Origin of the sequence: Amycolatopsis sp. M39 (assembly GCF_001651785.1) — a bacterium.
Taxonomy (GTDB): domain Bacteria; phylum Actinomycetota; class Actinomycetes; order Mycobacteriales; family Pseudonocardiaceae; genus Amycolatopsis; species Amycolatopsis rubida.
This window is the reverse complement of sequence record NZ_LWSF01000003.1, coordinates 16,597-35,941: the sequence shown is the minus strand read 5'-3', so window position 1 is coordinate 35,941 and position 19,345 is coordinate 16,597. Positions and strand designations below refer to the sequence as shown.

Annotated in this window: 19 protein-coding genes; 4 read left to right on the top strand and 15 right to left on the bottom strand. The window is 69.0% G+C overall.

All coding sequences use genetic code 11. The features are described from left to right. Positions 1-32 precede the first annotated feature (32 nt). The 10 genes from A4R44_RS08980 to A4R44_RS08935 form a co-directional block, all read right to left on the bottom strand. Positions 33-629 carry a DUF3558 domain-containing protein gene (locus A4R44_RS08980; protein WP_067578232.1) on the bottom strand — a complete coding sequence of 199 codons (597 nt, stop codon included), beginning with the start codon at positions 627-629 and terminating at the stop codon, positions 33-35. Between the two features lie 7 nt (positions 630-636). Then, positions 637-1,008: a hypothetical protein gene (locus tag A4R44_RS08975; RefSeq protein WP_067578230.1), complete on the bottom strand. Its 372-nt coding sequence runs from the start codon at positions 1,006-1,008 to the stop codon at positions 637-639. Positions 1,009-1,165: 157 nt separating this feature from the next. Then, complete coding sequence (locus A4R44_RS08970; protein ID WP_067578228.1) at positions 1,166-1,348, bottom strand: hypothetical protein; 183 nt, start codon at positions 1,346-1,348, stop codon at positions 1,166-1,168. 389 nt (positions 1,349-1,737) lie between these two features. Further along, the gene (gene rplI / locus A4R44_RS08965; RefSeq protein WP_009085244.1) at positions 1,738-2,202 is read right to left on the bottom strand and encodes a 50S ribosomal protein L9; all 465 of its coding nucleotides are present in this window, start codon (positions 2,200-2,202) and stop codon (positions 1,738-1,740) included. A gap of 14 nt (positions 2,203-2,216) precedes the next feature. Continuing rightward, positions 2,217-2,465, bottom strand: coding sequence for a 30S ribosomal protein S18 (gene rpsR / locus A4R44_RS08960; protein WP_009085242.1), 249 nt, complete (start codon positions 2,463-2,465; stop codon positions 2,217-2,219). A 34-nt stretch (positions 2,466-2,499) separates the two neighbouring features. Continuing rightward, positions 2,500-3,027: a single-stranded DNA-binding protein gene (locus A4R44_RS08955; protein ID WP_009085240.1), complete on the bottom strand. Its 528-nt coding sequence runs from the start codon at positions 3,025-3,027 to the stop codon at positions 2,500-2,502. Between the two features lie 29 nt (positions 3,028-3,056). After that, on the bottom strand, positions 3,057-3,380 hold the full coding sequence (gene rpsF / locus A4R44_RS08950) for a 30S ribosomal protein S6 (RefSeq protein ID WP_093572314.1): 324 nt from the start codon (positions 3,378-3,380) through the stop codon (positions 3,057-3,059). A gap of 101 nt (positions 3,381-3,481) precedes the next feature. Beyond that, positions 3,482-4,402 (bottom strand): hypothetical protein, encoded by a 921-nt coding sequence (locus tag A4R44_RS08945; RefSeq protein WP_067578226.1) that lies wholly within the window; start codon positions 4,400-4,402, stop codon positions 3,482-3,484. 129 nt (positions 4,403-4,531) lie between these two features. Then, entirely contained in the window at positions 4,532-5,473 is a 942-nt protein-coding gene (locus A4R44_RS08940; protein ID WP_202506400.1) for a hypothetical protein, read from the bottom strand. A 133-nt stretch (positions 5,474-5,606) separates the two neighbouring features. Then, positions 5,607-6,440, bottom strand: coding sequence for a hypothetical protein (locus tag A4R44_RS08935; protein ID WP_067578224.1), 834 nt, complete (start codon positions 6,438-6,440; stop codon positions 5,607-5,609). Between the two features lie 103 nt (positions 6,441-6,543). On the opposite strand from A4R44_RS08935, the gene A4R44_RS08930 reads away from it, so the two are divergent. Then, positions 6,544-7,317 carry a deoxyribonuclease IV gene (locus tag A4R44_RS08930; RefSeq protein ID WP_067578222.1) on the top strand — a complete coding sequence of 258 codons (774 nt, stop codon included), beginning with the start codon at positions 6,544-6,546 and terminating at the stop codon, positions 7,315-7,317. 59 nt (positions 7,318-7,376) lie between these two features. Here the strand turns inward: A4R44_RS08930 and A4R44_RS08925 are convergent, their stop codons facing one another. After that, positions 7,377-8,939 (bottom strand): glycosyltransferase family 87 protein, encoded by a 1,563-nt coding sequence (locus A4R44_RS08925; protein WP_067578220.1) that lies wholly within the window; start codon positions 8,937-8,939, stop codon positions 7,377-7,379. 35 nt (positions 8,940-8,974) lie between these two features. Continuing rightward, positions 8,975-10,042 (bottom strand): ROK family transcriptional regulator, encoded by a 1,068-nt coding sequence (locus A4R44_RS08920; RefSeq protein ID WP_067578218.1) that lies wholly within the window; start codon positions 10,040-10,042, stop codon positions 8,975-8,977. A gap of 57 nt (positions 10,043-10,099) precedes the next feature. Here A4R44_RS08920 and A4R44_RS08915 point away from each other — a divergent pair, with 57 nt between their 5' ends. Beyond that, the gene (locus A4R44_RS08915; RefSeq protein WP_067578216.1) at positions 10,100-11,158 is read left to right on the top strand and encodes a Gfo/Idh/MocA family oxidoreductase; all 1,059 of its coding nucleotides are present in this window, start codon (positions 10,100-10,102) and stop codon (positions 11,156-11,158) included. A 65-nt stretch (positions 11,159-11,223) separates the two neighbouring features. On the opposite strand, the gene A4R44_RS08910 is transcribed toward A4R44_RS08915, so the two are convergent. The 3 genes from A4R44_RS08910 to A4R44_RS08900 all read right to left on the bottom strand — a co-directional run bounded on the left by A4R44_RS08910 (position 11,224) and on the right by A4R44_RS08900 (position 17,343). Continuing rightward, positions 11,224-13,524 (bottom strand): transglycosylase domain-containing protein, encoded by a 2,301-nt coding sequence (locus tag A4R44_RS08910; RefSeq protein ID WP_067578707.1) that lies wholly within the window; start codon positions 13,522-13,524, stop codon positions 11,224-11,226. Between the two features lie 442 nt (positions 13,525-13,966). Further along, positions 13,967-16,126, bottom strand: coding sequence for a transglycosylase domain-containing protein (locus A4R44_RS08905; protein WP_232791543.1), 2,160 nt, complete (start codon positions 16,124-16,126; stop codon positions 13,967-13,969). Between the two features lie 815 nt (positions 16,127-16,941). Continuing rightward, positions 16,942-17,343 (bottom strand): DUF5318 domain-containing protein, encoded by a 402-nt coding sequence (locus tag A4R44_RS08900; RefSeq protein WP_037809062.1) that lies wholly within the window; start codon positions 17,341-17,343, stop codon positions 16,942-16,944. 246 nt (positions 17,344-17,589) lie between these two features. Here A4R44_RS08900 and A4R44_RS08895 point away from each other — a divergent pair, with 246 nt between their 5' ends. After that, a complete protein-coding gene (locus tag A4R44_RS08895) occupies positions 17,590-18,147 on the top strand; it encodes a PadR family transcriptional regulator (protein ID WP_067578215.1) in 558 nt (185 codons plus the stop codon). 65 nt (positions 18,148-18,212) lie between these two features. Beyond that, positions 18,213-19,301: an inositol-3-phosphate synthase gene (locus A4R44_RS08890; protein ID WP_067578213.1), complete on the top strand. Its 1,089-nt coding sequence runs from the start codon at positions 18,213-18,215 to the stop codon at positions 19,299-19,301. Positions 19,302-19,345 lie beyond the last annotated feature (44 nt).

Below are 19,345 nucleotides of genomic sequence, written 5' to 3'. Positions count from 1 at the left end.
TTCCGAGCCGGGCACCGGCCGAATGCCGGTCACTATGCCCCCTTGAGATGTTTGATCATCGCGGTGGCGGCCTTCTCGGCGATGCCGCACGGGTCGCTCCGGTGCGGGCCGACGCCGATGTTCGGGATGACCGAGACGGCGAGCTGGTCGGTGACTCCGACCCAGAGGCTGCAACTGCCGGACGGGCGACCGTCTTGCGTGTCGGCGAAGACCGCCGGATAGCCGTCGATGCTGGTGGGCGTGAAGTAGGCCTGCTTGTCCTTCTGCGCGTAGATGTCGCTGATCCCGTTCTTGTTCTGCGGGAGCGCGCCGATGTTCACGAAGTTCTGGTTGCTCGCGGTCGAGGTCCAGCGGCAGCCGCCCAGGCTCCCCGTGCTCTTCTCTCCGGGGGACTTGAGGCCGACGTCATCGGCCTCGGCGGCGTTGAGCACGCTGCACGGATTCTCGACGACATCCTTGGCGGGCAGCGGCGCGGGCACCTTGGGCCCGGTGCCGCCGTTGTCGGCGGGAGTGCTCGAACCTGCGGTGGCCGGCGGCTCAGCGGTGCCACCTGTTCCACCGCCGCACGCGGTCAGCAGACCGAATGCGGCAACAGCGGCCGTGGCGAGCCGTACGGTGCGATGCGGCATCTGGCGCTCAGGCTCCCTTCGCCTGTTTGTTCATTTGGTCGCGGTTTTCCTGCTCGGAAACCTTGATCTTGTTCTTGGCCGCGCGCAGCGCCGTGATGAAGTTGTTCACGTAGTCGTACATGCGCTGATGCTGCTGGAGAAGGGTCTCGCCGGACGGGTTCGCGCCTTGGCTGACGAAGTCTTCGCTGGCGAACTCCTTGGCCGGTGGCTGGACCTCTTTGATCTTCCGGGCGTCAGTGAGGTCGTCGTTCATGTGCGCAAGCAGGTCTTCCCACTGCTTGATCACCGAGTCGATCTCGTCTTCGCTGAACTTGTAGCCGCCGGCCGTTCCGTACCCGCCGACCATGATCGGAGGCGTTGGTGGCACATCGCTGGACATCCTGGTGACCCCCTTTGGCACAGTTCTCGCTCCCCAAGCGGCGAGATCAGCAAGTTGGATGGTAACGCACGCCAATTGGTTCCCGCTCGGTGTTCGCGAATCGGGGAGAGTGGGGCCGAGCTGGGAACTTAGGGTTCTTTCCCGGGTCTCGGAGAGGTTACGAGGCGTGCTGTGGATGTCCGGACATCGCGGCCGTGGCTTCCTGCGCGACTCCGTATCCGTCCCGGGTGGTGCCGATGCCGATCTGCGGGTTGACGGAAACGGCGAGTTGATCGGTGACACCCGCCCAGAGAACGCAGTTGCCGGACGAACGGCTGTCCTCGACCGCGGCCGCGGGCAACCAGCTACCCGTCCACGGTGATCGGGATGGAGCAGGCCTGTTGCGCGTAGATGTCGCTTTGTGCTGCATGAGTGGAGTGTTGTTGACGTAGTTCAGGTTGCTGCTCAAGGAGATCCACCGGCAGGCGTTAAGCGATCCGTTGCTCTTCTCGCCTGGATAACGGAGGCCGACGTCGTCGCTTCGGCTGTGTTGAGCACGCTGCGCGGATCCGCGCGCAGCTGCTTGATGGACAGCGGCGTGCCATCTGGTGCCCATGCCCCCTTTGCCGTGCGGCGCTTGCTTCCGATGGGAGCAAGCGCGTAACGCGCCGTAATCGACCGGAGGCGCGGTTCGCCGAAACAAAACCGCCCCCGGGAGAATCTCCCGGGGGCGGTTTCACGGACAAACCGTCAGTTCGCGGCCACAGCCTTGACCTCGAGGCGGAGGTCCACCTTCACGTTCGGGTGCAGGCGGGCGTTGACCGAGTGCTTGCCGACCGTCTTGATGTGGTCGCGCAGGTCCAGGACGCGCTTGTCGAGCAGCGGGCCGCCCTGTGCCTTGATCGCGTCGACGATCTCGCCGGCGGTGATCGAGCCGAAGAGCTTCTTCGAGCCCGCCGCGGCCTTGCCGGTCAGCTGGATCGCGCCGAGGCCCTCAAGGGTCGCCTTGATTTCCTTGGCGTGGTCGAGGTCGCGGATGCGGCGGGATTCCTGTGCGCGCTGGATCGTGCGCACGTTCTTCTCCGCGCCCTTGCTGGCCACGATCGCGTAACCGCGCGGCAGCAGGTAGTTGCGGGCATAGCCGTCCTTGACCTCGACGATGTCGCCGGGGCCGCCGAGGTTCGCCACGTCGGTGGTGAGAATGATCTTCGCCATGACTAGTGCTCCCCTCAGCGCGCGGTGGACGTGTAGGGCAGCAGAGCCATCTCGCGCGAGTTCTTCACCGCGATGGCGATGTCGCGCTGGTGCTGGCTGCAGTTGCCGGTGACGCGACGGGCACGGATCTTGCCGCGGTCGGAAATGTACTTCCGCAGCAGGTTGGTGTCCTTGTAGTCGATCGTTTCCGGGCGGCCCTTCTTCTCGGCCTTGCAGAACACGCAGACCTTCTTCTTGGGCTTGCGAATGGGTGGCTTGGCCACTGGTGCACTCCTGGAATTCTAGAAAGAGATGAGATCAGAACGGGGGTTCGTCGGAGAAGCCTCCGCCGCCACCGCCCGCGGGCGGGGCCGAGCCCCACGGGTCGTCGGCGGGCGCGCTGTTGCCGCCGCCGCCGCGGTTGCCGCCGCCTCCGTTGAAGCCGCCTCCGCCGCCGAAGTCACCACCGCCGCCGCCACCGCGGCTGACCTTGTTGACCTTCGCCGTCGCGTAGCGCAGCGAGGGGCCGATCTCGTCGACCTCGAGCTCGACGACGGTGCGCTTCTCGCCTTCCTTGGTCTCGAAAGACCGCTGCTTCAGCCGTCCCTGCACCACCACGCGGGCACCCCGCGTGAGCGACTCAGCGACGTTCTCCGCCGCCTGCCGCCAGATGTTGCAGCGCAGGAACAGCGCCTCACCGTCCTTCCACTCGCCGCTCTGGCGGTCGAGCGTGCGCGGGGTGGACGCGACGGTGAAGTTCGCGACCGCCGCACCGGACGGGGTGAAGCGCAGCTCCGGGTCGGACGTCAGGTTCCCGACCACGGTGATGACGGTGTCTCCAGCCACGGATGGCGTCCCTTCGGATCGGGCTCGGATCAGGCCTTGGCGGGCGCGGGCTTGGCCGCGGCCTTGACCTCGCGGCGCATGACCTTGGTGCGCAGCACGGTTTCCTGCAGCGACAGCTGGCGGTCCAGTTCCTTGACGGCCTCGGCCGTCGAGTTCAGGTCCAGCAGCGCGTAGATGCCCTCGGCGTTCTTCTTGATCTCGTACGCCAAGCGACGGCGGCCCCAGACGTCGACCTTCTCGACGCTTCCGCCCGAAGTGCGGATCACGTTGAGGAAGTTGTCCAGCGTGGGCGCGACCGTACGCTCGTCGAGCGTCGGGTCCAGGATGACCATTACCTCGTAATGGCGTGACATAACCACTCACCTCCTATGGGCTCGCGGTCACGGGGGATCCGTGACAGGAGGGTTTGTCCAGGTAAGCGTACCCGGCGGGTCCGACAGCCCGGTGCGGCGGGTCAGCTGACGCGGCGCAGCACCCAGGTGCGGACGAGCCCGGCGGTGACGCCGGCCAGCACGATCACCGCGAGCAGCATCGGCAGCTGGACGTCCGAGGCTCCGCCCTGGCTCGCCAGTGCTTCGGCGTTGCCCGCGTTGCGGATGTCCGGGCCCTGCTGGCCCTGCGGGTCCTGCCCGGCGGAGGGCTGCTGCGGCAGCGCGCCGGAACCGGGCAGCGAGCCGTAACGCGCGCCGGGCGCGATCGCGGTGCCCAGCACGCCGGGGTTGCCCGGGGTCGCGGTCGGGATGGTGCCGTAGTCGCGCGGCGGGGCGATCCCGGTCGAACCCGGCTGGTAGTTGCCGAGCGGGTTGCCGCCGCCGTTCTGGGCGGGTGCGTTGCCGTTCGACTGGGTGCCGCCGTTCGACGGGGAGCTTGAGGACGCCGGTGCCTGGTAGTTGTTCGCCATCGTGGTGAGCCCGCACGCGGACGCGACGCCGGAGCGGATCCCGTTCAGCACCTTGGTCTTGGTGTCCGGCAGGACGCCGAGCCCCCACTCGTTCTTCAGTGCGTTCGAGACGATCTGGCCGATCGCGTCGCCGCTGATCGTGCCGCCCGCGGCGTTCGGGATCGCGCCGACCTGAAGGTTGCCCTTGTTCCCGATGGCGTTCGCCAGCGAATCCGGCCACACGGTGAGCAGCCGCCAGAAGTCGACCTGGTTCTTGGCCGACTGGCGGACGATCTCCTTGACCGCCGAGCCGGGCACGACGACCGAATCGCCCATGCCGCCGGTGACCGAGCCCTTGCACTGGTTCGCGAGCGTGGTCGCCGCGGACGCGGTGCCGGTGCCCAGGAACGCGCCGCCGGTGAAGAGGGCGGCGAGAGCGGTGACGGTGAGTGCTCGACGGGTTCGCTTCCAGGTGGGGATGTTCCGCACGAGCACTATCCTCCGGGGTCCGCGGGCATGGTTCGTCGCATCCAGGACAACGAATGGACTCCGGTAAAGATACTGGCGCTGTGACAACAGTGCGGCGAAGCCGCTCGACCCAGGGTGGTGGCGGGGCGGGGCGGGCTAACTCGTAGCGACCATTCGGCGGAGCACCCAGGTGCGGACCAGACCCGCGCTGACTCCGGAGAGTGCCAAAACTGCCACCAGAACCGGCCAGTCCAACCCGTTCGCGTGGTTTCCGCCGGTGCCTGGCAATGCTTCGGCGTTACCGGCGTTCTGGATCGTGCGGTCGCCGCCTGCTGCCGAGCTGTCCGGGTTCGAAATGCCGTACTGCGGCGCGTAACCCGGGATCTGGCTGCCGTAGCGCAGTGAGGGCGACGGGCTGAACAGTCCGGCCATCGCCATCGGGATGCCGCTGTAATCGCGCATCGGCGCGTATCCGGTGTTGTAGCCGTACGACAAATTGCCGAAGTTCGGCAGGAACGCCGAGAACGGTGCGGCCCCGCCGCCCGCACCGCCGAAATCGCCGAGGACCGGGCTGGTCGAGCCCGGCATCTGGGGCTGCTGGCCCGGCGAGCCGCCTTGCTGCGGAGCACCGCCGTTGCTGCCGGACGGCGGTTGCTGCGGGTTCGGGCCCGGGTTCTGCTTGCCCGGCTGGCTGCCGGTGAGGCCCTGGCCGACGGCGGAGACGCCCTGCTGTACCGCGTTCGTGCCGCCCGCGACCGCGCCGTTGACCGCGCTCGCGGCGGGTGCGCCGACCACCGGGACCGGAGCGACGACGGTGTTGACCACGTTCACCGTGACCTGGCAGAGCGTGCCGAGGACGGCGTTGACGGTGCCGGTGAGCACGCCGGAGGCCTGGCCGACGATGCCGAGGTCGATCGGGATGCCGAGCAGAGTCGTGGCCTTGACGTGGTCGCCCGGCTTGGCGGTGATGGTGGATCCGCATTTCGGCGTCAGGGTGTCCGCTGAAGCGGTGCCTGGTGCGGCGAGCGCGGCCGAGCCGGCCAGGACGAAAGCGGCGGCGCCCACCGCGGTGGCCTTCCGTGCCCGGTGCTGCTGCATGGCCGTCGACCCTTTCGCCGCATCCGTTGTACCTGCCTTGCTGAAGACAACGACGGTAACGAAGACGAGTAACGCCCGCCTCCCCTCCGAGGTCAGGCATTCGGGTGGAAGCGGGCGCTACTCAGGGTGAGAGTCAGGCGGGTTTGCGGCGCAGCCACGCGCGCACCAGCGCGGCGGCCACCATCGCGAGCGCGAGCACGGCGATCAGCAGCGGCAGCCGGGCGGGCGGGTTGGCCGCGGGCAGCGCCTCGGCGGTGCCGGACTTCTTCGCGTCGACCGTCGGCACCTGGTCCTGCGGCAGCTGGCCGGGCACGACCTGGGTGACGATCGGGGCCTGCACGAAGCTCGCCGGGAGCATCGCGGCTCCGGTGAAGATGCCGGACACCGAGTCGAGGCCGGACAGTCCGCCGCCCGAGGTCACCGGGCCGAGCGTGTCGCCGCCGGGGACGGGCTGACCAGGGCCGCCCGGGCCGGGAGCCGGGGACGGCGGAGCTGGCGGGACTGGCGGGTTGGGCGTGGGGTTCGGCGGTGTGGGGCTCGGTTGCGGGACGAGTGGCGGTACTCCGCCGACCACTGCCTGGGTCGCGTTGCCGAGGCCATTCGCCGCGGCCTGTACCAACGGGCAAGTGTCCTTCGCGGCCGTTTCGCCAACAACCGGGACCTCGCCGACGCCCAGCGCGCGGACGGTGTCGCCGACCGGGACGGTGAGCAACGTGTTGTTGCCGTCGGTCTGCTTCGCCTTCGAATCGAGGCCGACGGTCACCCGGTTCGGCGCGTTGAGCGGAGCGCCCGCGTCGAGCGCGAGGCCGGTGCCGTTCTTGCCGTTTTGCAGCGTGGATTCGCAGTCGCCGGGCACCGTCGGGCTCGGGTCCGCGGACGCGGTGGCGGGAAAGGCCAGGACCGCTGACAGCAGCGGTGCCGCGAGCGCGACTCCCAGCGCGACCGTCCGTCCAGCGCGTTTCCGCATGTCTTTCCTCCCCCGACTGGATCACGGAACGCGCTCACGGTACTCCACGAGCGTCACCAACTCGGGCGGAAGGGGGAGATTCGCCCGGTAGTAGCGTCAGGGCATGCAGATTGGCGCCCATGTCCGCGACGACGATCCGCTGGCCGCCGTCGCCGAGCGAGAAGCCGACGTCGTCCAGTTCTTCCTCTCCGACCCGCAGGGGTGGAAGGCACCGAAGCCGCATCCGCACGGCGAGGAGATCAAGGCCTCCCCGGTCGAGGTGTTCATCCACGCGCCGTACCTGATCAACGTCGCGTCCAAGAACAACCGGATCCGCATCCCGTCCCGCAAGAACGTCACCCAGCACGCCGACGGGGCCGCCGCGATCGGCGCGAAGGGCCTGATCGTGCACGGCGGGCACGTCGCCGCGGGCGACGACATCGAGGAGGGCTTGGTCAACTGGCGCAAGCTTTTCGAGCGCGAAGCGGAGAAAGGCGGCTTCGCGGTGCCGATCCTGATCGAGAACACCGCGGGCGGCGACAACGCGATGACCCGCGAACTCGACGTGATCGCCCGGCTGTGGGACAAGGTCGGCGAGTTCGGCGCTGGCTTCTGCCTCGACACCTGCCACGCCTACGCGGCGGGCTGGGATCTCGCGACCGCGGTGGAGAAGGTCAAGGCCATCACCGGCCGGATCGACCTGGTGCACTGCAACAACTCCCGCGACGAGCACGGTTCCAACCGCGACCGGCACGCATCGGTGGTCGACGGAGACGGCACGATCGAACCGGAGCTGCTCGCCGAGGTCGTGCGTCAGGCGGGTGCGCCGGTGGTCGTCGAGACGCCGGGCGATGGCCAGGCCGCCGACATCGCGTACCTGCGCAAACAGCTCGCCTGAGAAGCCGTGAAGGACTCCTTGCGGGGGATCGGATTCCCGCGAGGAGTCCTTCACGGACTTCAGGAGACGGGTTGTTCGGTGCGGGAGCGGCGGAAGGACGCGAAGACGACCTTGTCGCGGGCCCGCTCCAGCACGCCGCCCGCCGGGTCGTCGTCGCCGGAAAGCCGGACCAGGTCGGTGCGCGGCCGGTAGATCTCGCGGAGCACCAGCACGCACAGCCCGACGACGGCGAGGTCGCGGATGACCACCCCGCCGAGGAACCAGCCGGCCGGCAGTCCTTTGTGGTCGACGCCGAGGTAATAGAACATCCGGGGCGCCCACACCGCCGCGTCGATGACCATCCAGCCCAGCAGCAGCCGCCAGCGCGGGATCGCCAGCACGGCCAGCGGGACGAGCCACAGCGAGTACTGCGGGCTCCACACCTTGTTCGTCAGCAGGAACGCCGCCACGACAAGGAAAGCCAGCTGCCCGAACCGAGGCCGCCGCGGCGCGGTGAGCGCGACGTACGCGATACCCGCGCAGCAGGCCAGGAACAGCACCGCGACCACGATGTTCAGCACGGTCGGCGACTGTCCTTTTTGGAGCACGCCGTCGAAGCCCGCCCAGCCGGTGGCGTAAGAGACGACGTTGTAGAGCGAATCCGGGTCCATCGGGCGCAACGTGTTGAGCCGGAAGAACTCCCACCAGCCGCGCGGCGCGGCCACGATGAACGGGACGTTCACCACCAGCCAGGCCAGCACGGTGAACGCCGCGGTCCGGCTCCACGCGCGCAGTTTCCCGGCGCGCAGGCACAACAGGAACAGCACCCCGAGCAGCAGCAGCGGATACAGCTTGGTGGCGACGCCGAGTCCGAACAGGACTCCGGCGACCTCCGGGCGTTTTCGCGACCACGCCAGGATCCCGGCGGCGGTCGCCGCGGTGGCGAGTGCGTCGAAGTTCGTAAAGGTATGGACCAGTACCAGCGGTGAGATCGCGACGAGCACCGCGTCCCACGGCCTGCGTTTCGTGGTCCGCCCGGTGGCCCACACGGTGACCAGCCAGGCGAGTGCGAGCCAGAACGCGGAGATGTTGAAGTAGATCGCCACCGGCAGCGCGCCGGGCAGCCAGCCCGCGTTCGCGACCGAGGTCCAGCCCGCCGCGAGTTTCGCGTTGGTCCACTGGAACAGGCCGGTGACCACCGGGTACTCCATGTACCGGGTCTGGTTCTCCGCGGTCTGCGAATCCTCCTGCCACGACGTGACGTAGGGGAAGGTGCGCGCGTCGTCGAGCTTTTCCGAGCTGTAGAGCGGGACGATGTCGGAGTAGCACATGGCGACGAACGGACGGCCGGAGCGCCAGTCGAGCTGGTGCACGCCGCCTGAGTCGCTGTACTGCTGAATGCACGAGGCCTTGCCGAACCAGCACACCACGAGCGCGAGCACGGCCATCGCGAGCCCGACGCGCTGCGGCGACCAGAACCACTGCCTGCCGACCGCCGCGTGCGTGCCGATCGGACCGCCGACGGGTCTCGTCGCCGCGGCCACCAGCGGGTCGTGCCGGCTGGGGGCGATCCGCTCCGCCGGGGTGAGCGTGCGGGGAGCCGAATCCGGCTCTTCGGCGGCGGGCTGGGAGGCGCGGGACACGTCGGGATGCTATCGGTCCGCGGGTGGGCTGCCGGTCATTTCGGATCCTCGTAAAACCCGGCAAGCACCTCGAAAGCGGCACCGAGGGCCACCGCTTCCTCGTCGAGATCGCTCAGTTCGACGTCGATGCGCTGCCAGTACGGCACCGGCAGCAGGTCGCGCAGCTGCTGCGAGACCGTTTCGCGGTAGACCTCGGGCGCGCCGCGGACAGTCCGTCCGAACAGGACGATCCGTTCCAAATCGAGCACCTGCACCAGGTCGGCGAGCCCGATGCCGAGCAGCCGGGCGGCGTCGTGCGGGGTGCCGGCGGCGCGGTGCATGACCTCGACGCAGCCGCGGCGGCCGCAGGCGCAGCGCGGTCCGGCGTAGGCGATGGTGGTGTGGCCGAACTCACCCGCGTTGGTGCGCGGGCCCCGGTAGACGCGCCCGTCGATCAGCAGGCCGACCCCGATTCCGGTGCCGACCAGGACCACCGCGGTCGCGGCCGAGGTTTCCTCCGGCCAAGCGTGCGCGAAGGCGGCGGAGTTGGTGTTTTTGTCCAGGGTGACCTGCAGGCCGGTGCGTTCGGCGAGCAGATCGCGCAGCGGGACGTCGTGCCAGCCGGGCATGTTCGTGGCGTCACGGACGCGGCCTGCGCGGTGGTCGAGCGGTCCCACCGAGCCGACGCCGAGCCCGAGCACGCGCGCCGGATCGACGTCGGAAAGCAGTTTGCGCACGCCGTCGGCGATCGCGGTCACCGCGGCTTCCGGGCCGAAGCCGATCGGCAGCGGGCCCTCCACGATCTCCTCGACCTCGCCGGTCAGCCCGGTGCGCAGCACGAGAAAGCCGTCGCGGTCGAGTTGTGCGCCGAGTGCGCAGCGGGCTCCCGCGCGCAGCCGCAGCATCGTGCGCGGTTTGCCGACCCCGGCCGCGGGTGCGCGTTCGACGTCCAGCAGCCCTGCCGGGAGCAGGTCGGACACGATTTTCGACACGGCCTGCTGGGTCAGCCCGGACCGCTGCGCCAGCTCGACCCGGCTCAGCCCGCCCGCGCGCAGGATGTGCCCGAGCAGCAGCGCGCGGTTGTGGCGTCGCAGCCCGCGCAGGTTGACGCCGGTTTCCGCCATCGGCCGATCATCTCGGACGGGTGGCCTATTACGCAACAGTGTTGTTTAATGGGGGTCATGGCTGATGACGCGCGGGTCGGCATTCTCGGGTACGGGATCGGCGGCCGGGTTTTCCACGCGCCGCTGGTCGCGGCGACCCCCGGCCTGGTCCCGGCCGTGCTGGTGACCGCGAACCCGGACCGGGCCGCGCAGGCGCGCGCCGAGCATCCGGGTGCCGAAGTGGTCCCGGACGCGGACGCGCTTTTCGCCCGCGCGGGTGATCTCGACCTGATCGTGGTGACCACGCCGAACCGCACGCACGTGCCGCTCGCCCTCCGCGCGATCGACGCCGGGCTGCCGGTGGTCGTGGACAAGCCGTTCGCGCCGACCGCGGCCGATGCGCAGCAGGTCGTCGACGCGGCGAAAGCCAAGGGCGTCGGCCTCACGGTCTTTCAGAACCGCCGCTGGGACTCGGATTTCCGGACCGTCGGCAAGGTGCTCGAATCCGGTCGCCTCGGTACCGTCTTCCGCTTCGAATCCCGCTACGACCGCTGGGTGCCGAAGATCAAGGACAACTGGCGCGAGTTCGGCGACCCCGCCGAGGCGGGCGGCCTGCTCTACGACCTCGGCGCGCACATCGTCGACCAGGCGCTGCAACTGTTCGGGCCGGTTACCCAGGTTTACGCGGAGGTCGACCGTCGCCGCCCCGGCGCGGCGGTGGACGACGACATGTTCGTGGCCCTGCACCACGCGAACGGTGTGCGGTCGCACCTGTGGTCGTCCGCGCTCGCCGGCACCCGCAATCCGCGGTTCCGCGTGCTCGGCGATCAGGCGACGTTCACGAAATACGGCCTCGATGTCCAGGAACCACAGATCAAAGCTGGTCTCCGCCCCGGCGACGACGGCTGGGGCGTGGAGCCGGAAAGCGACGCCGGCCTGCTCGGAGTGAATGACGACACCGAAGCGGTGCCGACCGAAACCGGTTGCTACGAAGCGTTTTACGCCCAGGTCCGGGACGCGCTGCGCGGCGAGGCGGACTTCCCGGTGGACCCGGCGAGCGCGGTCGAGACATTGCGCGTGATCGAAGCCGCGCACCGCTCGGGTGCCGAAGGCCGCGTGATCACGCTCGGCGGCTGAGGCCGCCCTCTGAACGGCCGTGGCCGCGACGGACTCCCCCCACCGTCGCGGCCACGGCCTTTTCGTCACTCCTGCGGCGGATCCTCGTCAGTCGGCGGGCCGCCAGTCGGCGGATTGTGCGAGGACGGCTTGCCCGAGGGCCAGTGCGGGAGCCCGCTCGGCCAGTGCGGCTGACTGGGTCCGCCGGTGATCGGCCCGCCGTGCTCGTTCCCGTCGCCGGGATCGTCCGGTTCGTTGCCGGTGGTCTGCTGCGGCGGATGCTCGTCGCCCGCGTTCTGGTCCCCCTGCGGCGGCGGGGCCTGCGCGCCGATCAACTGCACCTGGTCGAACTTCTCGGCGGGCTTGCCCTTCAGGTACCCGTCGAGGAACTTCTGCCACAACGGACCCGCGATCGTCGAACCGTAGATCGGCGACGTTCCCTTGCCGTGCAAGGCCTGGTCGCCGTCCGCGCCCACCCACGCGGCCACCGAGACCGACGGCGTGTAGCCGACCATCCAGGTCTGCGCGTTCGCGTTCGCCGCCCACGCCGGTTCGCCGGAGCGCTTCGTGTGCTGCTGGGTACCGGTCTTGCCGGCGCATTCGTGGCCGGACGGGCACTTCAGATGCGAGAAGTCGATCACCGGACCCAGTGCCATGGTCACGTTGCCGGCGATCTGCTTGGCCTTGTCCGCGCTGCTGTCGAACACCGGTTTCCCCGCGCTCGGCTGCGCCTCGTAGGCGACTTCCTTCTGTGCGTTGGTCACCTTCAGCACGAAATGCCGGTCGCGCTGGAGGCCGTTGGCGGCGAAGGTCGCGTACGCGCTGGCCATGTCCGCGGGCGTGATCCGGGTGTTTCCACCGCCGAGCGCGATGTTCGCGTCCGCAGTGGAGATCAGCGACTGGCCGCCGTCGTCCTTGGTCTTCACGCCCGCTTCCTGAGCGGCCTGCCCGACCGGGCCCGGGTGCGTGTCGTTCAGCACCATGTCGTAGAACACCGTGTTCGCCGACCGCTTCATCGCCTCGGCGACCGTGCACTGCCCGGCGCAGCTGGAGCTGGGACCCGCGTTGCGCACGACCCGGCCGTCGAAGACCCGGTTGTTGCTGCCGTCGAAGGTCGAGTTGATGCCCTTGCCCATCTTGAGGAACGCGGTGAGGTCGAACGCCTTCATCGACGAACCGGGGTTCTGCGGCGTGTTCGCCCAGTCTCGGGCGGCCTGCTTCTTCCCGTTCACCTCGACCAGCCCCGGCCCGCCGTAGTACGCGAGCACCCCGCCGGTCTTCGGGTCGACTGCCACCAGCGAATCGAGCAGCCGGTCGTCGGACTGGTCCTTCAGCACGTCGGTCGCCGCCTGGGCCGCGATGTCCTGGGCGTGCTTGTCGATGGTGGTCTGGACCGTGTAGCCGCCCGCGAAGTACTTGTCGTCGTCGATGCCGTGCTGCGCCAGCTCGGCCTTCACCTGGTCGCGAATGAACCGGTACGGGGCGTTCGAGTCGTCCTTCGATTCCTCCAGCGGGATCACGGCCGGGAACTGTGCCGACTGCCGCTGCTGCGCGGTGATGTACTTGTTTTCGAGCATCCGGTCGAGCGCGGTGTTCCAGCGGCCCTGCGCCACCTTCGGGTTCTCCGAACGGCCCGGCTGCTGGATCAGCCCGGCGAGCAGCGCCGCCTCGGAGTAGTCCAGCTTCGAAACGTCCTTGTGGAAGAAGGCCTGCGACGCCGCGCCGATGCCGTACGCCCCGCGCCCGAAGTAAATGATGTTCAGGTACGCGGTGATGATGTCCTGTTTCTCGTACGTCTGGTTCATCTTGAAGGACTTCGCCAGCTCGGTCCATTTACGGGTGAGCGTCGGGGCGTCGTTGTCGGTGGCCTTCTTGATGTACTGCTGCGAGATCGTGGACCCGCCGCCCGCCTTGCCGGTGAGCTGGTTGAACGCCGCGCGGAGCAGACCGGTGACGTCGAAGCCGGAGTTGGTCTCGAACGTCGAGTCCTCGGTCGCGATCACCGCGTGCTTCACCACGTCGGGGATCTGCTGCGGGGTGAGGATCTGCCGGTTGCCGCCGGAGGGCACATCCTTGCCCATCGGGCTGCCGTCGGCGTAGAGGTAGGTGACGGCCTGGTTCTGGCCCTGCGCGATGCTCTGCGGCGAGGGCACGTCGACCGTGAAGTAGGTGATCACGAACGCGATCGCCGGGATCACGATGAAGAGGCCGACGAACGCGTACGCACAGCGCCGGATGATCTTCCAGCGTCTCTTCTTGCGCTGCTCGGGCGTGCGGCCCTTCTTGTCCAGGTCTTCCGACGGGTACCCGTCGTCCGGATCGAGCGGTCCCTCGTCCCGGTAGCCAGCGTCCCGGTAGCCCGGATCGCGGTAATCATCCTCGATCATCCGGTGGGTCATCAGTTCCGGCTCGCGCTGCGGCGGCGGAACCGGGCGGCGGCCGGGAGGCGGCGGACGGCGGCCCGGCGGCGGAGAACCCGCCGGACCGGTCGGACCAGCGGCGGGACGCCGCGGACCGCGGGCCCACGGCGGCGGACCGGGCTGGGACGGAGGTGGTTGACGCCGCGGGTCGGGATCCCGGTCGGGCCAGGAGCGGCTGCGGTCGTCGTTCACTGCGGATCCTCTTCTCGGACACGGGCAGCCTGCGGACGCAGAAGGCCCTCTGATGACCAGACGCGGCAACCCCGGTCGAGGTTCACTCCGCTGGCCGATCCCCTTCGCGGGGGAGGAGACCGTCGGTGAACCTACCGCACCCCCAGCCGGGCGGTACCGGCGAAAAGAGGCTCCTCTCCGGGGTGGAGAGGAGCCTCTTTGCCGGGCCGGGCGCGGATCAGCCGCTGCGGCGGGGCGGTTCGCCGTTCACCACGGGACCGCCCCCGCTGCCGGGGTTGCCGCCTTCGGTGCCGCCGCCGAAGATGCCGCCCGGTTTGGTCGGGCTGGTCGTCGTCGAGGACGGCGGATGCGACGAACTGGTCGGCGGCTCCGACGACGAAGACGTCGTGGACGGCGGCGGCGCCTGCTCGCTGGACGTTTCGCGCGGCGGCGGGGGCGCCTTGCTCGAGGTGACGACCTCGTCCGCGTCCTTGCCGATCGGCTGCACCTTGTCGAACTTCTCGCCCGGCTTGTCCTTGAGGTAGTTCGTCGTGAAGTCCTGCCAGGTCGGGCCCGCGACGGTCTTCCCGTAGATCGGCTTGCCGTTCTTGTCGTGCAGCGGCTTGTTGCCGTCGCCGCCGATCCAGACCGCGGTCGACACCGAGGGCGTGTACCCGACCATCCAGGTCTGGGCGTTGCGGTCCTTGTACGAACTCGGGTCGCTGTCTCGCGGGTCGTACTGCTGGGTGCCGGTCTTGCCCGCGCAATCGTGGCCGCTCGGGCACTTCAGGTGCGACTCGGCGATGACCGGACCGAGCGCCTCGGTCACGTTGCCCGCGATCTGCTTGCTCTTGTCCGCGTTGTCGTCGAACGCGGGTTTGCCCTGTCCGTTGGTGTCGTCGAAGACGACCTCGTCCTGGGAGTTGGTGAGCTTCGCGACGAAGTGCTGGTCGCGCCGGACGCCGCCGGAGGCGAACGAGGCGTACCCGGCGGCCATGTCCTCCGGGGTGACCACGGTGGCGCCACCGCCGAGGGCGATGTTGGCGTCGCTCGTGCCGAGCTTGGCCTTGCCCTTCGGCGCGGACTGCACGCCCGCCTCCTTCGCGGCCTCCGCGACCCTGGCCGGTTTCGTCCAGTTCAGCACCATGTCGTAGAACACGGTGTTCGCCGAGACCTCCATGGCCTTCTTGACCGTGCACTGCGGACCGCAACTGGAGCTTTCGCCCGCGTTGCGGACCACCCGGCCACCGAGTTCCCGCCGGTCGGTGCCGTCGAAGGTTTCGCCGAGCCCCTTGCCCATCTTGAGCCAGGCGGTGAGGTCGTAGGCCTTCATCGACGAGCCCGGGTTCTGCGGCACATTCGCCCAGTCCGTGGCGAGCACGTCCTTGCCCTCGTCGTTCTTCATCGTGGTCGGCCCGCCGTAATAGGCGAGCACGCCCCCGGTTCTCGGGTCGACGGCGACCAGCGCTCCCCGGAGATTCTCGTCGGTCTGGCCCTTCATGTTGTCCTGGACGGACTGCACCGCGAGTTTCTGTGCGTTCGGGTCGATCGTGGTGTAGATCTTCGCGCCGGTGGAGTACAGCTTGTCCTCGTCGTAGCCCTTGTCCTTCAGCTCGTCGAGGATGCGCCTCTGGATGAAGTAGTCCAGCGTTCCGGCGTCCTGCTTCTGCTGCGAGTCGCGCGGGACCAGCGTGGGGAACTGCGCGGCCTTGCGGTCGGCGGGCGAGAGCCAGTGGTTGGCCACCATCTGGTCCATCACGTAGGTCCAGCGCTTCTTGACGTACGCGGTGTCCTGGTCCTTGCCCGGTCCCTGGATCATCCCGGCGAGCAGTGCCGCCTCGGACGCGTTGAGCTGCCCGACGTCCTTGCCGAAGTACGCCTTCGAGGCGGCGGCGATGCCGTTCGCGCGGCGGCCGAAGAAGACGATGTTCAGATAGCCGGTGATGATGTCCGATTTGGACGTCTCGTTGTTCAGCTTGAACGACTTCGCCAGCTCGGTCCACTTACGGGTCAGCGTCGGGGCGTCGTTCTTGGTCGCCTGCTTGATGTACTGCTGCGAAATGGTCGAACCGCCGCCGGTGCCGCCGGTCGCCTGGTTGAAGACCGACCGCAGGATCGCCATCACGTTGAAGCCGGAGTTCGTCTCGAACGTCGCGTCTTCGGCCGAGTACACCGCGTGTTTGACGACCTCGGGCACCTGGTTGGGCTGCAGCAGTTCCCGGTTGCCGCCCTGCGGGACCGAGCGGCCCATCACCGATTTGTCGCCGTAGTAGAAGGTGATCGGCTGGCTTTGCTGCGCGAGCACTTCCTGCGGCGAGGGCACGTCGACCGTGAAGTAGGTGATCACGAACGCGATCGCGGGCACCACGACGAACAGCCCGAACATCGCGTACAGCACCCGCCGGACGATCTTCCACCGGCGTTTGCGGCGCTGCTTCGGCGTGAGGTCGGCCTTGCTCTTCTTGCCGTCCTGGTCGCCTTCCGGGTCGTCCTCGAAGTCCTCGTCGTCGGAGTACTGGGCGAGGCGGGTTTCCTCGTCGTAGGGGTCGTAGCCGTNAGCCGTCGTCGTACCGGTCGTCGTAGGGGGCGTAGCCGTTGTGCGCGGCGTGCGTGATCAGGTCCGGTTCGCGCTCTGCCTCCGGATAGGACGGCGGAGGCGGCGGCGGGACCCGGCGGCCCTGGGGCGGCCGTCCGCCGGGCGGCGGCTGCCGGAAGCCCTGGGTGGCGTTCCCGTTGGGACCGCCGTTGGGACCGGGACGTCCGCCCGGCGGCTGGCGGCGCGGCGGCGGCGCGCCCTGTCCGTCGAGGATCTGCGACGCACGGGTGCCCGAACCGCGGTCCTGCGGGCCGGGACCCTGGGGAGCGCGGCCCTGCGGAGCGCGGTTCTGCGGCATCCGCTGCGGACGGCGCGGCTCGTCGGCGGGCCACTGCGGACCGCCTTCGTCGCCGCTCGGCCATTCGGGGCCGGCTTGCGGGGCGCGTGGCGGGCGCGGGCCGCCCGCGGGAGGACGGCGGGGCGGTGCGGGGCGCCGGGGGGCGTCATCGGATGGCCAGGCGGGACCGGGGTCCTCCTGCGGTCGCCGGGCACGGCGAGGTGCATCTGGCTCCTGGCTCGGCCAGGAGCGGTTGCGGTCGTCGTTCACGAATGGGCCTCCGAGGGCTGCACTGTCTGCACTGGTGCCGCCCCGCGTTCTGCAGCGGTTGTGGTACTCGTCACTGCCCGGCAGTCCTTCGCGGCCGGGTCGGCTGGGGCTCTCCCGTGCCGAGGACATAGGACAGGACCAGATGGTTCCAATGGCACGTCCGGCACACCTCTACGTCATAGACGGTGAACTCCCCGAAAATCCCCGACATCCGGGTCAGTTCGGCGGGGGTGCGGGCCGACCCCGAGACGTGCTTCAGCTCGTCGCCGTAGACCCAGGAGACGAGGTGCAGCGGAGCCCGGCGGCACATCGGACAGGCCCGGTCCTCGGGTCTGCCGTGGAATTTCGCCGCGCGGAGCAGGTACGGGCTCGCGTCGCAGACCTCGTGGTCTCCGACGCGTCCGGAGCGGACGCCGGCCAGCAGCGCACGGCGCTGCAAGGCGTAATCCACAACCTGCCGCTGGTTTCGCACGAGGACAGAGTACGGGCTCTTTCTGTGTCCGCGGTGCCCCCTGCTTCCCCGTACCCAGGGCGACCGTTCGGACACGCCGAAAGTTAGCTAACGCTCTGATCACGGATCAGAGGGGCGGGTGCTGGTCGCGGGTTACTTCCGCCACTTCGATGTATCGGCGCGATATACTCGGCGAGTAGGTTGGCTGAGCCGGTCCCGGGTGATCAACGAGGCTGGCCGCGGCGTATTCCCGGAATGGGGTGTGGTGTGCTCGAACTCGCGATCCTCGGATTGCTGCACGAGGCGCCCATGCACGGGTACGTGCTGCGCAAACGTTTGCACGAGACGCTCGGGATGTTCCGGACGTTCTCGTACGGCTCGTTGTATCCGACCTTGCGCCGGCTGCTGCGGGCCGGCTACCTCGTCGAGGAGTTCGACGAGGCGGACGACCGGGCGTGGTCCCGGCGCGGCCGCCGCGTCTACAAGCTCACCGCCGAGGGCAAGGAACGCTTCGCCGAACTGCTCGGCGACGCGGGACCGCAGACGTGGGACGACGAGGGATTCGGCGTCCACCTGGCATTCTTCTCGCGGACACCGGCCGACGTCAGGATGCGAATCCTGGAAGGCCGCCGCCGCCGCGTCGAGGAGCGGCGCGAAGGTTTGCGGGACGCGCTGGCCAGGGCCGAGGAGAAGATCGACCGCTACACCCGCGAGCTGCACCGGCTGGGGCTGGAGTCGAGCGAGCGGGAGGTGCGCTGGCTCAACGAGCTGATCGCGCACGAACAAGCCGAGCAGCGCGGCCCGCAGCAGCCGGGACGCGGTTGATCGGCGGCCGCAACGGGGCGGCAGACCTGCAGATGCAAGTGAATGAGATTGAAGGAGAAACCGGCATGGGCGAGAACCGCCGCGTTCGGGTGGCCATCGTGGGCGTCGGCAACTGCGCCTCGTCGCTGGTCCAGGGTGTGCAGTACTACCGTGACGCGGATCCCGGTACGCGCGTCCCCGGTTTGATGCACGTCCAGTTCGGCGACTACCACGTGCGCGACATCGAGTTCGTCGCCGCGTTCGACGTCGACGCGAAGAAGGTCGGCCGGGACCTCTCGGAGGCGATCTCCGCCAGCGAGAACAACACGATCAAGATCGCCGACGTGCCGCCGCTCGGCGTCACCGTCCAGCGCGGGCACACCTACGACGGCCTCGGCCGCTTCTACCGCGAGACCATCGAGGAGTCCGACGAGGCTCCAGTCGACCTGGTCGGCGCGCTGCGCGACGCGCAGGTCGACGTGCTCGTGTCCTACCTTCCCGTCGGGTCCGAAGAAGCCGACAAGTTCTACGCCCAAGCCGCGATCGACGCGAATGTCGCGTTCGTCAACGCGCTGCCGGTGTTCATCGCCTCCGACCCGGAGTGGGCGAAGAAGTTCGAGGACGCGGGCGTCCCGATCGTCGGCGACGACATCAAGTCCCAGGTCGGCGCCACCATCACGCACCGCGTGCTGGCGAAGCTGTTCGAGGACCGCGGCGTGCAGCTCGACCGCACGATGCAGCTCAACGTGGGCGGGAACATGGACTTCCTGAACATGAAAGAGCTGGAGCGGCTCGAGTCGAAGAAGATCTCGAAGACCCAGTCGGTCACCTCGCAGGTGGACCGCGAGCTCGGCAAGGGCAATGTCCACATCGGACCGTCGGACTACGTGCAGTGGCTCGACGACCGCAAGTGGGCCTACGTCCGCCTTGAGGGCCGCGCGTTCGGCGACGTGCCGCTGAACCTGGAGTACAAGCTCGAGGTGTGGGATTCCCCCAACTCGGCGGGCATCATCATCGACGCGGTGCGCGCGGCGAAGATCGCCAAGGACCGCGGCATCGGCGGCCCGATCCTGTCCGCGTCGTCCTACTTCATGAAGTCGCCGCCGGAGCAGTACGACGACTCGACCGCGCGCGACTCGGTCGACGCCTTCATCCGCGGCGAACTGGAGCGCTGAGCCCAGCTCCACTGTCCGTGCCGGGAATCCTGGGGGACGCCGAG

What these genes read in the sequence shown, in the direction of transcription:
- rpsF (WP_093572314.1), bottom strand. Translation starts at nt 3,380, where the DNA reads ATGTCACGCCATTACGAGGTAATGGTCATCCTGGACCCGACGCTCGAC.
- A4R44_RS08910 (WP_067578707.1), bottom strand. Translation starts at nt 13,524, where the DNA reads ATGATCGAGGATGATTACCGCGATCCGGGCTACCGGGACGCTGGCTAC.
- A4R44_RS08930 (WP_067578222.1), top strand. Translation starts at nt 6,544, where the DNA reads ATGCAGATTGGCGCCCATGTCCGCGACGACGATCCGCTGGCCGCCGTC.
- rplI (WP_009085244.1), bottom strand. Translation starts at nt 2,202, where the DNA reads ATGGCGAAGATCATTCTCACCACCGACGTGGCGAACCTCGGCGGCCCC.
- A4R44_RS08920 (WP_067578218.1), bottom strand. Translation starts at nt 10,042, where the DNA reads ATGGCGGAAACCGGCGTCAACCTGCGCGGGCTGCGACGCCACAACCGC.
- A4R44_RS08975 (WP_067578230.1), bottom strand. Translation starts at nt 1,008, where the DNA reads ATGTCCAGCGATGTGCCACCAACGCCTCCGATCATGGTCGGCGGGTAC.
- A4R44_RS08940 (WP_202506400.1), bottom strand. Translation starts at nt 5,473, where the DNA reads ATGCAGCAGCACCGGGCACGGAAGGCCACCGCGGTGGGCGCCGCCGCT.
- A4R44_RS08935 (WP_067578224.1), bottom strand. Translation starts at nt 6,440, where the DNA reads ATGCGGAAACGCGCTGGACGGACGGTCGCGCTGGGAGTCGCGCTCGCG.
- A4R44_RS08890 (WP_067578213.1), top strand. Translation starts at nt 18,213, where the DNA reads ATGGGCGAGAACCGCCGCGTTCGGGTGGCCATCGTGGGCGTCGGCAAC.
- A4R44_RS08980 (WP_067578232.1), bottom strand. Translation starts at nt 629, where the DNA reads ATGCCGCATCGCACCGTACGGCTCGCCACGGCCGCTGTTGCCGCATTC.
- A4R44_RS08915 (WP_067578216.1), top strand. Translation starts at nt 10,100, where the DNA reads ATGGCTGATGACGCGCGGGTCGGCATTCTCGGGTACGGGATCGGCGGC.